Annotated in this window: 11 protein-coding genes; 6 read left to right on the top strand and 5 right to left on the bottom strand. The window is 65.4% G+C overall.

Annotation, left to right across the window (positions count from 1 at the left end; translation table 11 throughout):
• Window positions 1-192 precede the first annotated feature (192 nt).
• The 5 genes from HZF03_RS18820 to HZF03_RS18800 are packed head-to-tail and all read right to left on the bottom strand — an operon-like array spanning window position 193 to window position 4,511.
• Window positions 193-1,212: a branched-chain amino acid ABC transporter permease gene (locus tag HZF03_RS18820; protein ID WP_104512645.1), complete on the bottom strand. Its 1,020-nt coding sequence runs from the start codon at window positions 1,210-1,212 to the stop codon at window positions 193-195.
• 2 nt (window positions 1,213-1,214) lie between these two features.
• On the bottom strand, window positions 1,215-2,093 hold the full coding sequence (locus HZF03_RS18815) for a branched-chain amino acid ABC transporter permease (RefSeq protein ID WP_011159259.1): 879 nt from the start codon (window positions 2,091-2,093) through the stop codon (window positions 1,215-1,217).
• Window positions 2,094-2,103: 10 nt separating this feature from the next.
• A complete protein-coding gene (locus tag HZF03_RS18810; protein ID WP_011159258.1) occupies window positions 2,104-2,817 on the bottom strand; it encodes an ABC transporter ATP-binding protein in 714 nt (237 codons plus the stop codon).
• Window positions 2,814-3,614 carry an ABC transporter ATP-binding protein gene (locus HZF03_RS18805; RefSeq protein ID WP_011159257.1) on the bottom strand — a complete coding sequence of 267 codons (801 nt, stop codon included), beginning with the start codon at window positions 3,612-3,614 and terminating at the stop codon, window positions 2,814-2,816. The genes HZF03_RS18810 and HZF03_RS18805 overlap by 4 nt, the downstream gene beginning before the upstream one ends.
• Window positions 3,615-3,644: 30 nt before the next feature.
• A complete protein-coding gene (locus tag HZF03_RS18800; protein ID WP_011159256.1) occupies window positions 3,645-4,511 on the bottom strand; it encodes an IclR family transcriptional regulator in 867 nt (288 codons plus the stop codon).
• Window positions 4,512-4,643: 132 nt separating this feature from the next.
• On the opposite strand from HZF03_RS18800, the gene HZF03_RS18795 reads away from it, so the two are divergent.
• The 6 genes from HZF03_RS18795 to HZF03_RS18770 all read left to right on the top strand — a co-directional run bounded on the left by HZF03_RS18795 (window position 4,644) and on the right by HZF03_RS18770 (window position 13,640).
• Complete coding sequence (locus HZF03_RS18795; RefSeq protein ID WP_119018007.1) at window positions 4,644-6,743, top strand: 3-hydroxyacyl-CoA dehydrogenase NAD-binding domain-containing protein; 2,100 nt, start codon at window positions 4,644-4,646, stop codon at window positions 6,741-6,743.
• 179 nt (window positions 6,744-6,922) lie between these two features.
• Complete coding sequence (gene pimA / locus HZF03_RS18790; RefSeq protein WP_119018006.1) at window positions 6,923-8,581, top strand: dicarboxylate--CoA ligase PimA; 1,659 nt, start codon at window positions 6,923-6,925, stop codon at window positions 8,579-8,581.
• Between the two features lie 31 nt (window positions 8,582-8,612).
• Entirely contained in the window at window positions 8,613-9,800 is a 1,188-nt protein-coding gene (locus HZF03_RS18785) for an acetyl-CoA C-acyltransferase (RefSeq protein WP_119018005.1), read from the top strand.
• A gap of 214 nt (window positions 9,801-10,014) precedes the next feature.
• The gene (gene pimC / locus HZF03_RS18780; RefSeq protein WP_011159252.1) at window positions 10,015-11,205 is read left to right on the top strand and encodes a pimeloyl-CoA dehydrogenase large subunit; all 1,191 of its coding nucleotides are present in this window, start codon (window positions 10,015-10,017) and stop codon (window positions 11,203-11,205) included.
• A 189-nt stretch (window positions 11,206-11,394) separates the two neighbouring features.
• On the top strand, window positions 11,395-12,537 hold the full coding sequence (pimD, locus tag HZF03_RS18775) for a pimeloyl-CoA dehydrogenase small subunit (protein ID WP_119019535.1): 1,143 nt from the start codon (window positions 11,395-11,397) through the stop codon (window positions 12,535-12,537).
• A gap of 329 nt (window positions 12,538-12,866) precedes the next feature.
• Window positions 12,867-13,640, top strand: a complete 774-nt coding sequence (locus tag HZF03_RS18770) for an SDR family NAD(P)-dependent oxidoreductase (RefSeq protein ID WP_119019534.1) — start codon at window positions 12,867-12,869, stop codon at window positions 13,638-13,640.
• Window positions 13,641-13,924: the final 284 nt, after the last annotated feature.

Genomic DNA, 13,924 nt, shown 5'->3' with positions numbered 1-13,924 from the left:
ATCGGATCGTAGGCGCGCGCGGGCCGCCGCGCGCTTCGTTGGCGTCTGCATACGCCCCCGCGAGGCAGCGCGACAGCCTCCGATCGGGCAACAGCCCCGCCGACGGTGCAGAGGCGGGCAGGCCAGCGTCTTAAAGAAAAAGCCCCTCGCGAACGGGTCGCGAGGGGCTGGCAGTGGTCGGTGCGAGCGGGGTTATGCCCGCCGGCCGAGTTTGTGTACCCAGTTCTGCACCGTGTAGGCGATCTGCCGCGAGCCGTGCGGCAGCAGGAAGATGATCAGGACGAGGATCACGCCGAACACCGCGCCCGACAGGCCCTTGGAGAAGCCTTCCGCGATGTTCGGCACGAACACGATGAACGCCGCACCGACGATCGAGCCCGGCAGCCAGCCGACGCCGCCGACCACCATGCCGAGGAACAGCGCGATCGCGAGCTGGATGGTGTAGCTGTCCGGCGCAACGAACTGCACCGCGATGGCGCCGAGGCCGCCGGCGACGCCGGTGATGCCGGCGCTGATGCCGAACGCCAGCGTCTTGTAGCGCGCCACGTCCACGCCCATCGCCGAAGCAGCGATTTCGTTGTCGCGGATCGCCATCATGGCCCGGCCGGAGCGCGACTTCAGCAGGTTGACCGAGGCGACGTAGATCGCCATCGAGACCACCAGCACGAAGTAGTACAGCCACATGTCCTGGGACATCGGCAGGCCGAACGGCGCGTCCGGCTTGGTGATGACCAGGCCCTGGACGCCGCCGGTCCAGTGCTCGAAGTAGTGCAGCTTGAGCAGCTGCGGCATTGCGGTGGCGAGCGCGAAGGTCGCGAGCGCCAGATAGATGCCGCTCAATCGCAGCGCCGGCAGGCCGAACAGATAGCCGCAGATGAAGCAGATCGCGCCGGAGATCGGCAGCGTCAACGCGTAGTTGACGCCGAAGTTCTCCATCAGGATCGCCGAGGTGTAGGCACCGACCGCGTAGAAAGCGCTCTGGCCGAGCGAGAACTGGCCGGAGCCGCCGGTCAGGATGTTCAGTGCCAGCACGGCGATGGCGTAGATCAGAACCATCGTCATCTGGAAGATGATGAAGTTCTTGGCGACCAGCGGAGCGAGACACAGCAGCAGCACCACCACGACGGAGGCGGTGTTGCCGAGCGCCATGTACTTCTTCGGCGTGGTCTCGACCGGCTGGGTGTCGTTGACGACTTCCTGGAGTGCACTCATGTTCAGACTCGCTTGACGATGGTGCGGCCGAACAGGCCAGTGGGTTTCACGACAAGAACGGTGACGATCAGCGCCAGTGCGATCGGCAGTTTGAGCTCGTTGCCGACACCGGGGATGTAGGTGCCCGCGAGGTTCTCGAACACGCCGACCAGGAAGCCGCCGACCACTGCGCCGAACGGACTGGACAGACCGCCGAGCACCGCTGCAGCAAACCCATAGATCAGTACGCCGCCCATCATGTTGGGCTCGAGGAACACCACCGGAGCGATCAGCATGCCGGCGATCGAACCGATCGCGGCCGCCATGCCCCAGCCGAGGGCGATCATCCACGAGGTGTTGATGCCGACGAGCCGTGCCGATTCAGGCTGCGACGCCGCAGCCCGCATCGCCAGACCGATCCTGGTGTACTGGAAGAACAGGAACAGCAGGATCAGCAGCACGATGGTCACGCCGATCATCCCGGCCTGGTGGGTCGAGATCAACTGGCTGCCGAGGAACGGCGAGGAGCCGAACGGCGACGGGAACTGCTTGATGGTGAAGTCCCAGGTCAGGCCCGCGACCGAGTTGATGATCGCGAACAGGGCGATGAAGCCCGCGACGTGGGTCAGCACCGGCGCGTTGCCGAGCGGCTTGAACAGCGCCCGCTCGATGATCACGCCGCCCGCGAACGAGAACGCCAGCGTCAGCACGAACGCGCCCCAATACGGCACGCCCCACTGCATCAGCTGCCAGGCGACGAAGGTCGAGAACATCGCCATTTCGCCCTGGGCGAAGTTGAGGTGGTCGATCGCCTGGTAGATCATCACCACGGCGAGCGCCATACAGGCATAGATCGCGCCGGTGGCGATGCCAGCCAGGATTTGGTTCAGAAACAGATCCATGGCCGTCTCCTCAGTAGCCCAGATAAGATTTGCGGACGTCTTCGTTGCTGGCGATTTCCGCCGCATTGCCAGACATCACGATCCGCCCGGTCTCGATGACATACGCCTTGTCGGCGAGCTCGAGCGCGAGCTGGGCGTTCTGTTCGACCACCAGGATGGTGACCTTGTCCTCGCGGTTGATCTTGCCGAGGATCTTGAACAGATCCCGCACGATCAGCGGCGCGAGGCCGAACGAGGGCTCGTCCAGCAGCATCAGCCGCGGCCGCAGCATCAGCGCGCGGGCGACCGCGAGCATCTGCTGCTCACCGCCGGACAATGTGCCGGCCTGCTGGGTGTGGCGCTGCTTGAGCACCGGGAAGTGCGCGTACATCCGCTCGATGTCCGAGGCGATCGCCTTGGTGTCCTTGCGGGTCATCGCGCCGAGCTGCAGGTTCTCCTCCACGGTCATCGTGGTGAAGGTGCCGCGGCCCTGAGGCACATGGGCGATGCCGAGCTTGACGATCGATTCCGTCGAGCTCTTGTTGATGGCCTTGCCCTCGAACTCGATCGTGCCGGTCGAGCGCACCATGTTGCAGATCGCCCGCAGCGTGGTGGTCTTGCCCGCGCCGTTGGCGCCGAGCAGGGTGGTGAGGCTGCCTTCGTGCAGGTCGAATTCGAGCCCGTGCAGCGCTTGGACCTGGCCGTAATAGGCGCGCAGGTCGCGAACGTTGAGCATCGCGGTCATTGTTCGTCCTTGCTCCCCAGATAGGCCTTGATCACATCCGGGTCGTTCTGCACCTGGGTCGGCGTCCCCTCTGCGAGCTTGCGTCCGAAATTGAGCGCGACCACGTAGTCGGCGGTCGACATCACCATGCCCATGTGGTGCTCGACCAGCAGCACGGTGATGCCGCGGTCGTCGCGAATGCGGCGGATCAGGTCGCCGAGGATGTAGACTTCCTCGTGGTTGAGACCGCCGGCCGGTTCGTCGAGCAGCAGGATCTTTGGCTCGGCAGCAAGCGCACGCGCCAGCTCGACGCGCTTCTGGGTGCCGAACGGCAGGCCCGACACCGTGGTGTGGCCGACGCTGCGCAGATCGAGATAGCCGAGGATATCGTCGACCTTCTTGTTCAGCGCCTTCTCGGTGCTGCGGATCCACGGCATGCGCAGCGAATCCGAAACGATGTCGCTATTGGTGCGGCAATGCGCGCCGACGCGCACGTTGTCGATCACCGACATGTTCGGGAACAGCGCGACGTTCTGGAACGTGCGGCCGATTCCGATCTCCGCGATGCGGTGCGGCGGCCGCGTCAGAATGCTCTCGCCTTCGAGCAGGATGTCGCCTTTGCTCGGCTGATACAGCCGCGACAGGCAGTTGAACAACGTGGTCTTGCCGGCGCCGTTCGGGCCGATCAGTCCGAGGATCTGACCCTTTTGCATGTTGAAAGAAATGCCGTTCAGGGCGACGATGCCACCGAACACGACGCTGACGTCGCGCACCGCAAGAAGCGGCGACGCGGAAGAAGAAGACTGAGCCTGCATCATTTGCAGAGGCCCGGTCGAGGCAGCGTTTTGCTACCTGATCCCCTCGACGACACGCGCAACTTTCCCTCCTTTTGTTCTTTTGTTATCGGATTTTCTTGGTTGCGGCGCAGCTACTCCCCCGAGCGCCGCTTCGATTTTCCTTACCATCGCGACAAGGCGAGGTCCAATGTCGTTGATCAGCCGTTCTTCCGTGAAGCGGAAAGCCGGCGCGCCACAGTTGAACGCGTAAGGCCCGGTGCCATCATTGAGGGTGAGTGCAACGCCCGCGGCGTGCACGTCGTCCTGCCACTCGCCGACCGAGATCGCAAAGCCATGCTTGGCCACCATTTCTTCGGAGCGCTCGATGCCCTCTTTGATGCGCGGCCAGCGGCTGCCGTAGTATTCGCGCATTTCCTTCATTAAAACCGCGCGTTCTTCGCTTTGCAGCGCACACAAGTAAGCGCGGCCCATCGCCGTGGTGGCGATCGGGATTCGCGAGCCGACGTCGAGTTGCACGCCGACGGTGAGGCTCGATCGCGCCTGTCCGACATAGATCATGCTGATCCGGTCGCGCGCGCCGACCGCCACCGCGCCGCCGGTCTGCTGCATCAATTCGTCGCGGTAAGGCTGTGACAAATGCCGGACGCCGAGATTGGCGAGCGCCGCATAGCCGAGCGACATCGCGGCGGGTGCGAGTTGATACTTTTCGAACCGCGGAACCTGCGTGAGATAGCCGAGCTTGGTGAGGGTGTAGGTCAGCCGCGAAATCGTCGGCTTGGGCAATTTGGTGCGCGCCGCCAATTCCTGGTTGCCGAGCAGCCCGTCATTGGGGCCGAAGGCGCGAAGCACCTCCAGGCCGCGGGACAGAGCCACCACGAAACTGCGGTCGGTTGCGGGTTTCTTCGGTGGACGCTTCATCCCTGCACGGCTTTTGATTTTATGGACGTCGTTGACAATCGACGCTCTTCAAAATAACCCTCGCTGTCAAGATGTGGAATTAATTTTCGCAGTGCGAAACAAACTAAGAAACGCAAACCCAAGGAGAACGGCATGAGCGAAGTAGTCACACGCGCAACGCAGGATCAGGTCGCGATCGTCACGGTCGACAGTCCGCCGGTCAATGCGCTCAGTGCGGCTGTTCGCCGCGGCATTCTGGAAAACGTCAACGCCGCCGTTGCCGATCCCGCGGTGCAGGCGATCGTGCTGGTATGCGCGGGCCGCACCTTCATTGCCGGTGCCGATATCACCGAATTCGGCAAGCCGGCGCAGCCGCCGGCGCTCAACGACGTCATCGCCGCGCTGGAGAATTCGCCGAAGCCGACGATTGCTGCGATCCACGGGACCGCGCTCGGCGGTGGCCTCGAAGTCGCGCTCGGTTGCCATTTCCGCGTCGCCGTCAAGGAAGCCAAGCTCGGCCTGCCGGAAGTCAAGCTCGGCCTGCTGCCGGGCGCTGGCGGTACGCAGCGCCTGCCGCGCGCGGTCGGTCCGGAGCTCGCGGTGCAGATGATCGTCGGCGGCAGCCCGATCGGCGCCGCTGAAGCGCTCAAGCATGGCCTGGTCGAAGAGATCGTCGAGAATTTGGTCGCGGGCGCGGTGGCGTTCGCCAAGAAGGTGCTGGCTGAGAAGCGCCCGCTGCGCCGGCTGCGCGACGACGATTCCAAGCTCGCTGCCGCCAAGGCCGATCGCTCGATCTTCACCAATGCGGTCGCGGCGATGACCAAGAAGGCGCGCGGCCTCGAAGCGCCGTTCGCCTGCGCCGACGCGATCGGCGCCGCGATCGATCTGCCGTTCGAAGAAGGGCTGAAGAAGGAGCGCGAGGGCTTCATGAAGCTCGTCGTCTCCGATCAGTCGAAGGCGCAGCGCTACGCGTTCTTCGCCGAGCGTGAAGCTGCCAAGGTCGATGGCGTGCCGGACGGCACCAAGCCGCGCGCCGTGTCGCGCGTCGCGATCATCGGTGCCGGTACTATGGGCGGCGGCATCGCGATGTCGTTCGCCAATGCCGGCATCCCGGTGACGCTGATCGAGAACGGCGAGGAGCAGCTGAAGCGCGGCCTCGGCATCATGCAGAAAAACTGGGAAGCCACCGCGGCGCGCGGCGGCCTGCCGCCGGATGCGCCGGCCAAGCGCATGGCGCTGATCACCGGCGTGGTCGGCCTCGAAAACGTCAAGGACGCCGACCTGATCATTGAGGCGGTGTTCGAAACCATGGCGGTGAAGAAGGAAGTGTTCACCGCGATCGACGCCCACGCCAAGCCGGGCGCGGTGCTGGCGTCGAACACCTCGTATCTGTCGATCGACGAGATCGCCGCCACCACCAAGCGTCCGCAGGACGTGCTCGGCATGCACTTCTTCTCGCCGGCCAACGTGATGAAGCTGTGCGAAATCGTGCGCGGCGCCAAGACCGCACCCGACGCGCTGCTGACCGCGGTGTCGATCGCCAAGAAGATCGCCAAGGTGCCGGTCGTCGTCGGCGTCTGCGACGGCTTCGTCGGCAACCGTATGCTCGCGGCCCGCTCCAAGCAGTCCGAGAAGCTGCTGTTCGAAGGCGCGCTGCCGCAGCAGGTCGACGCCGTCGTCACCAAGTTCGGCATGCCGATGGGCCCGTTCGCGATGGGCGATCTCGCCGGCCTGGATATCGGCTGGCGCTCGCGCAAGGACCGCGGCATCAAGTCGGAGATCGCGGACGCGCTGTGCGAAGCCGGCCGCTTCGGCCAGAAGACCGGCAAGGGCTACTACAAATACGAACAGGGCTCGCGCGCCCCGATGGCCGATCCGGAAGTCGAGACGCTGATCAACGACACGCTCGCCAAGCTCGGCCTCAAGCGCCGCGACATCACCGACGAGGAGATCCTCGAGCGGATGGTGTACCCGATGATCAACGAGGGCGCCCGCATCCTCGAAGAGAAGATCGCGGCGCGGCCGAGCGACATCGACGTGGTCTGGCTGTACGGCTACGGCTGGCCGATCTATCGCGGCGGCCCGATGCACTATGCCGACAGCGTCGGCCTCAAGCACATCGCCGAGCGGCTGTCGGCCTATGCCAAGGCAACCAACGATCCGTCGCTGGAGCCAGCCCCGCTGCTCGCCCGTCTCGCTGCCGAAGGCAAGACCTTCGCGTCGCTGACGCAGCCGACCAAGGCCGCGGCGTGATCTCTCTTCTCCCTCTCCCGCTTGCGGGAGAGGGCCGGGGTGAGGGTGACGCGGGCACAGTGCCTGAGGACCCCCACCCCCGACCCCTCCACGCAAGGGGGACGGGAGCCAATGACGTACCGCTATTCCTGCCAGAAACGATGAGCCGTTAATTCACCCCCAATCGCGAAGTGGCCCGCATGTCCCATCCCGGTGAGCAGTACTATCCACCCGGCGTTCGCTGGGATGCGGTGATCGCGAGGGGAACATTGCCGGAGCTGCTGGCGCAGGCCGCGAAGGAGTACAGCTCGCGGCCGGCGCTGGAGTTTCGTGATCGGCAGATCACCTACACCAAGCTCGAAGCGATGGCCGAGACCGCGGCGGCCGCGCTGCTCGCAGCAGGCTATGGCCGCGACTCCTCGGTCGCGCTGTATATCGGCAACACGCCGGACCATCCGATCAATTTCTTCGGGGCGCTGAAGGCCGGCGCCCGCGTGGTGCATCTGTCGCCGCTCGACGGCGAGCGGGCGCTATCGCACAAGCTCAGCGACTCCGGCGCGCGGGTGCTGATCACAACCGATTCCGCCGCGCTGCTGCCGATGGCCGAGAGGTTTCTCGCCAAGGGGTTGCTCGATCGCCTGATCGTGTGCAGCGATGCGAGCTGGGGCGAGTCCGCGACGCCACTGGCGCCGCTGCCCAGCGATCCGCGGGTGATTACTTACGCCGACTTCATCAAGGGCGCCTCCAAGCCCATGGCCTGGCCGGCGATTGTGCCGGACGATATCGCGCTGTTGCAGTACACCGGCGGCACCACCGGCCTGCCGAAGGGCGCGATGCTGACCCATTCGAATCTGACCTCGGCGGTGGCGATCTACGACGTCTGGGGTCTGGTGCGCGCCAACAGCGGCGGCATTCATCGCGTGATCTGCGTGCTGCCGCTGTTCCACATCTACGCGCTCACCGTCATCCTGCTGCGCTGCCTGAAGCAGGGCGACCTGATCTCGCTGCATCAGCGCTTCGACGTCGCCGCGGTGTTCCGTGACATCGAGGAAAAGCGCGCCACCGTGTTCCCCGGCGTGCCGACGATGTGGATCGCGCTCGCCAACGATCCGTCGCTGGAGAAGCGTGATCTGTCGTCGCTGACGATGGCCGGCTCCGGCGGCGCGCCGCTGCCGGTCGAGGTTGCGCGCCTGTTCGAGCGCAAAACCAATCTGAAGCTGAAGAGCGGCTGGGGCATGACCGAGACCTGCTCGCCCGGCACCGGCCATCCGCCGGAAGGGCCGGACAAGCCGGGCTCGATCGGCCTGATGCTGCCTGGCATCGAACTGGACGTCGTCGCACTCGATGATCCGAAGCGCGTGCTGCCGCCGGGCGAAGTCGGCGAGCTCCGCGTTCGCGGTCCCAATGTCACCAAGGGCTATTGGAATCGGCCGGAGGAGTCCGCTCACAGTTTTGTCGGCGATCGTTTTCTGACCGGCGACATCGGCTATATGGACCAGGATGGCTACTTTTTCCTGGTCGACCGCAAGAAGGACATGATCATCTCCGGCGGATTCAACGTCTATCCGCAGATGATTGAACAGGCGATCTATGAGCTCCCGGCGGTGCAGGAAGTGATCGTGATCGGCGTGCCGGACGATTACCGCGGCGAGGCGGCGAAGGCGTTCGTCAAGCTGCGCGACGGCGCCAAGCCGTTCAGCATCGACGAGCTGCGCGCCTTCCTCACCGGCAAGCTCGGCAAGCACGAACTGCCGACCGCGGTGGAGTTTCTCGACGAACTGCCGCGTACCACGGTGGGCAAACTGTCCCGCCACGAACTGCGCAGCCAGCAGACCACCACCAAGACACAGACCAAGTAATTCGTAACAGCAACCCCGCAGGAGCCTGCCCATGACCGAGGCCGTTATCGTTTCAACCGCGCGCACGCCGATCGGCAAGGCGTATCGCGGCGCTCTCAACGCCACCGAGGGCGCCACGCTGCTCGGCCACGCCATCGAGCACGCGGTGAAGCGCGCCGGCATCGACCCGAAGGAGGTCGAGGACGTGGTGATGGGCGCGGCGATGCAGCAGGGCGCCACCGGCGGCAACATCGCCCGCAAGGCGCTGCTGCGCGCCGGCCTGCCGGTAACTACCGCCGGCACCACCATCGACCGGCAGTGCGCGTCCGGCCTGCAGGCGATCGCGCTCGCTGCCCGCTCGGTGCTGTTCGACGGCGTCGAGATCGCGGTCGGCGGCGGCGGCGAGTCGATCTCGCTCGTTCAGAACGACAAGATGAACACCTTCCACGCCGTCGATCCGGCGCTCGAGGCGATCAAGGGCGACGTCTACATGGCGATGCTCGACACCGCCGAAACCGTGGCGAAGCGCTACGGCATCTCGCGCGAGCGCCAGGACGAGTATTCGCTGGAAAGCCAGCGCCGCACCGCGGCTGCGCAGCAGGGCGGCAAGTTCAACGACGAGATCGCGCCGATCTCGACCAAGATGGGCGTCGTCGACAAGGCCACCGGCGCAGTGTCGTTCAAGGACATCACGCTGTCGCAGGACGAAGGCCCGCGGCCGGAGACGACCGCCGAAGGTCTCGCCGGCCTCAAGGCCGTGCGCGGCGAGGGCTTCACCATCACCGCGGGCAACGCCAGCCAGCTGTCGGACGGTGCCTCCGCCACGGTGATCATGAGCGACAAGACGGCGGCCGCGAAGGGCCTCAAGCCGCTCGGCATCTTCCGCGGCATGGTCTCCTACGGCTGCGAGCCGGACGAGATGGGCATCGGCCCGGTGTTCGCGGTGCCGCGCCTGTTGAAGCGCCATGGCCTCAGCGTCGACGACATCGGTCTGTGGGAGCTGAACGAAGCCTTCGCCGTGCAGGTGCTGTACTGCCGCGACAAGCTCGGCATCGATCCGGACAAGCTCAACGTCAACGGCGGCGCGATCTCGGTCGGCCATCCCTACGGCATGTCGGGCGCGCGCCTCGCTGGCCACGCACTGATCGAAGGCCGCCGCCGCAAGGCGAAGTACGCGGTGGTCACCATGTGCGTCGGCGGCGGCATGGGCTCCGCCGGCCTGTTCGAGATCGTGCACTGACGCGGCGGGCACTGAGTAACCTCTCCCCGCGCGCGGGGAGAGGTCGACCGGCAAAGCCGGGCGGGTGAGGGGGCGTCTCCAAGGGGCCGAGAGTCAGTGTCTCGCGTCGCCCCTCACCCCACCCCTCTCCCCGCGAAGAGCGGGGCGAGGGAGCACGCTGCCGGTGCGGCGACGACTAAGTTACAATTGATCTGAATGACCCAAGGAGGATCCGATGGATCTGAATTTCAGCAAGGAAGAGATCGCGTTCCGCGACGAGGTGCGGCAGTTCTTCAAGGACAATGTGCCGGCCAAGACGCGGCAGAAACTGATCGAAGGCCGCCACAACACCAAGGAAGAAATGGTCGAGTGGTACCGCATTCTCAACAAGAAGGGCTGGGCGGTGACGCACTGGCCGAAGGAATATGGTGGCACCGGCTGGAGCTCGGTGCAGCACTACATCTTCAATGAGGAGCTGCAGGCCGCGCCTGCGCCGCAGCCGCTCGCCTTCGGCGTCTCGATGGTCGGCCCGGTGATCTACACCTTCGGCAGCGAGGAGCAGAAGAAGCGCTTCCTGCCGCGCATCGCCAATGTCGACGATTGGTGGTGCCAGGGCTTCTCCGAGCCGGGCTCGGGCTCCGATCTCGCTTCGCTCAAGACCAAGGCGGAGAAGAAGGGCGACAAGTGGATCATCAACGGCCAGAAGACCTGGACCACGCTGGCGCAGCACGCCGACTGGATCTTCTGCCTGTGCCGCACCGATCCGGCCGCCAAGAAGCAGGAAGGCATCTCCTTCATCCTGGTCGACATGAAGACCAAGGGTATCACCGTCCGTCCAATCCAGACCATCGACGGCGGGCACGAAGTCAACGAAGTGTTCTTCGATGACGTCGAAGTGCCGCTGGAGAATCTGGTCGGCCAGGAGAACAAGGGCTGGGACTACGCCAAGTTCCTGCTCGGCAACGAGCGCACCGGCATCGCCCGGGTCGGCATGTCGAAGGAGCGGATCCGCCGCATCAAGCAGCTCGCCGCCCAGGTCGAGTCTGGCGGCAAGCCGGTGATCGAAGACCCCAAGTTCCGCGACAAGCTGGCGGCGGTCGAGATCGAGCTGAAGGCGCTCGAGCTCACCCAGCTCCGCGTCGTCGCCGATGAAGGCAAGCACGGCAAGGGCAAGCCGAACCCGGCTTCGTCGGTGCTGAAGATCAAGGGCTCCGAGATCCAGCAGGCGACCACCGAGCTTCTGATGGAAGTGATCGGCCCGTTCGCCGCGCCGTACGACGTCCATGGCGACGACGATTCGAACGAGACGATGGATTGGACCGCCCAGATCGCCCCCGGTTACTTCAACAACCGCAAGGTTTCGATCTACGGCGGCTCCAACGAGATCCAGCGCAACATCATCTGCAAGGCGGTGCTCGGGCTGTAAGCGGCTCAGCGAAGCGTCTCCCAAACCTCTCCCCGCGCGCGGGGAGAGGTCGGATTGCGCAGCAATCCGGGTGAGGGGGCGTCTCCGCGAGGCCGAGAGTCAGCGACTCGCGTCGCCCCTCACCCCAGCCCTCTCCCCGCAAGCGGGGAGAGGGAGCAAGGCAACCGGATTTCTCAAGGAAGCATCACGATGGATTTTGATTTGTCGGAGGAGCAGCGCCTCCTCAAGGAAAGCGTCGAAGGCCTGCTGAAGGGCAGTTACGATTTCGACAGCCGCAAGAAGTACGCCAAGGAGAAGGGCGGCTGGAGCCGCGCGGTGTGGGGCAAGTTTGCCGAGCAGGGCCTGCTCGGCCTGCCGTTCTCGGAAGAAGACGGCGGCTTCGGCGCTGGCGCGGTCGAGACCATGATCGTCATGGAGGCGCTCGGCCATTCGCTGGTGCTCGAACCCTATCTGCCGACCGTGGTGATCGGCGGAGGCTTCCTGCGCCGTGCTGGTTCGGCCGCGCAGAAGGCCGCGCATTTGCCGGGCATCATCGACGGCTCCAAGACCTTTGCGTTCGCCCAGCTCGAAAAGAACTCGCGCTGGGATCTTGGCGACGTCTCCACCACCGCCAAGAAGAGCGGCGACGGCTGGGTGATCGACGGCGAGAAGTTCGTGGTGTTGAACGGCGAGGCCGCCGACACCCTGATCGTCACCGCCCGCACCAAGGGCGGCCAGCGTGACCGCGCCGGCGTCGGCGTGTTCCTGGTGCCGGCCGATGCCAAGGGCATCACCCGCAAGGGCTATCCGACCCAGGACGGGCTGCACGCCGCCGACATCACCTTCACCGGCGTCCAGGTTGGCGCCGATGCGGCGATCGGCGATCCGGAGAACGCGCTCGAGCTGATCGAAGTGGTGGTCGACGACGCCCGCACCGCGCTGTGCGCCGAAGCGGTCGGCCTGATGGATGAGTCACTCACCACCACGGTCGAGTACATCAAGACCCGCAAGCAGTTCGGCGTGCCGATCGGCAGCTTCCAGGTGCTGCAGCATCGCGCCGCCGACATGTTCGTGGCCACCGAACAGGCCCGCTCGATGGCGATGTTCGCCACCATGGCGGCCGAGTTCGACGACGCCAAGGAACGCGCCGGCGCGATCGCGGCGGCAAAGGTGCAGATCGGCAAGTCCGGCAAGTTCGTCGGCCAGCAGTCGATCCAGCTCCATGGCGGCATCGGCATGACGATGGAAGCCAAGATCGGCCACTACTTCAAGCGGCTGACCATGATCGAGCAGACCTTCGGCGACACCGATCACCACCTCGCCCGCGTCAGCGCGGGCGGCGGGCTGATCTGAGCGCCGCGCGTTCGGACTAACCTCTCCCCGCGCGCGGGGAGAGGTCGTCCGGCGGAGCGCAGCGGAGCCGGGCGGGTGAGGGGGCGTTTCCGCAAGGCCGAGCTCAATGCCCGCGTCGCCCCTCACCCCAACCCTCTCCCCGCTAAAGCGGGGCGAGGGAGCAGGCCAGCGCAAGTTGGTCTGCCACAACCAACATGTTTGTCATTCCGGGGCGCGCGCAGCGCGAACCCGGAATCTCGGCCGCACAAACAACCTCTGGATTCCGGGTTCGCGAGCATCCGCTCGCGCCCCGGAATGACGACAACGAAAAACAATCAGGGAGCCGCGCCATGACCGTCAATCCGTTCGATCTCACCGGCAAAGTCGCCGTCGTCACCGGCTCGTCGCGCGGTATCGGGCGGGCGTCGGCGGAGCTGCTGGCCAAGCTCGGCGCCAAGGTGGTGATCTCGAGCCGCAAGGCCGACGCCTGCGAGGAAGTTGCCGAAGGCATCCGCAAGGAAGGCGGCGACGCGCACGTCATCGCCTGCAACATCTCCCGCAAGGCCGAGGTCGACGGGCTGATCGACGGTGCCACCGCGAAATACGGCAAGGTCGACATCCTGGTCTGCAACGCCGCAGTCAACCCGTATTACGGCCCGCTGCTCGATATCGCCGACGAGGCGTTCGACAAGATCATGGCGTCGAACGTCAAGAGCAACATCTGGCTGTGCGCCCGCGCGATCCCGCAGATGGCGGAGCGCGGCAACGGCTCGGTGGTGATCATCTCGTCGATCGGGGGCTTGCGCGGCTCCACCGTGATCGGCGCCTACGGCATCTCCAAGGCCGCCGACTTCGCGCTGTGCCGCAGTCTCGCCGGCGAGTGGGGCCCCAAGGGCGTCCGCATCAACGCCATCGCGCCGGGCCTGGTCAAAACCGACTTCGCGCGCGCGCTGTGGGAAGACGAGGCCAACCTGAAACGTCGCACCGCCGGCACCCCGCTGCGCCGGATCGGCGAGCCGCACGAAATCGCCGGGGCCGTTGCGTATTTGGGCTCGGATGCCTCGACCTTCATGACCGGCCAGACCATCGTGATCGACGGCGGTGTCACAACCGCGTCGGTGTAGGCCTCTCTATCGTCATTCCGGGGCGCGCGCAGCGCGAGCCCGGAATCCATAACCACGGGCGTTGCTGTGAGGCATAGTGTTGCGGTTGCTGTGCGTGACGGCGCTTGCAGGGGTTATAGATTCCGGACTTGCGAGCTGCGCTCGCAATCCGGAATGACGCGTGGAGGGATCGTGCATCAACCTCTCCGTCGTCATTCCGGGGCGCTCACGAAGTGAGCGAACCCGGAATCTCTCTTGCTTGGAAACAAGCTCGGGATTCCGGGTTCGCGCGCAAGGCGCGCGCC

Origin of the sequence: Rhodopseudomonas palustris (assembly GCF_013415845.1) — a bacterium.
GTDB classification, from domain to species: domain Bacteria; phylum Pseudomonadota; class Alphaproteobacteria; order Rhizobiales; family Xanthobacteraceae; genus Rhodopseudomonas; species Rhodopseudomonas palustris_F.
This window is presented reverse-complemented; position numbering and strand designations above follow the sequence as displayed.

Bases quoted from the DNA above. Each gene is read 5' to 3' on its own strand.
- HZF03_RS18805 (WP_011159257.1), bottom strand. From the start codon at position 3,614: ATGATGCAGGCTCAGTCTTCTTCTTCCGCGTCGCCGCTTCTTGCGGTG.
- HZF03_RS18800 (WP_011159256.1), bottom strand. From the start codon at position 4,511: ATGAAGCGTCCACCGAAGAAACCCGCAACCGACCGCAGTTTCGTGGTG.
- HZF03_RS18770 (WP_119019534.1), top strand. From the start codon at position 12,867: ATGACCGTCAATCCGTTCGATCTCACCGGCAAAGTCGCCGTCGTCACC.
- HZF03_RS18795 (WP_119018007.1), top strand. From the start codon at position 4,644: ATGAGCGAAGTAGTCACACGCGCAACGCAGGATCAGGTCGCGATCGTC.
- HZF03_RS18785 (WP_119018005.1), top strand. From the start codon at position 8,613: ATGACCGAGGCCGTTATCGTTTCAACCGCGCGCACGCCGATCGGCAAG.
- pimC (WP_011159252.1), top strand. From the start codon at position 10,015: ATGGATCTGAATTTCAGCAAGGAAGAGATCGCGTTCCGCGACGAGGTG.
- HZF03_RS18815 (WP_011159259.1), bottom strand. From the start codon at position 2,093: ATGGATCTGTTTCTGAACCAAATCCTGGCTGGCATCGCCACCGGCGCG.
- pimD (WP_119019535.1), top strand. From the start codon at position 11,395: ATGGATTTTGATTTGTCGGAGGAGCAGCGCCTCCTCAAGGAAAGCGTC.
- pimA (WP_119018006.1), top strand. From the start codon at position 6,923: ATGTCCCATCCCGGTGAGCAGTACTATCCACCCGGCGTTCGCTGGGAT.
- HZF03_RS18820 (WP_104512645.1), bottom strand. From the start codon at position 1,212: ATGAGTGCACTCCAGGAAGTCGTCAACGACACCCAGCCGGTCGAGACC.
- HZF03_RS18810 (WP_011159258.1), bottom strand. From the start codon at position 2,817: ATGACCGCGATGCTCAACGTTCGCGACCTGCGCGCCTATTACGGCCAG.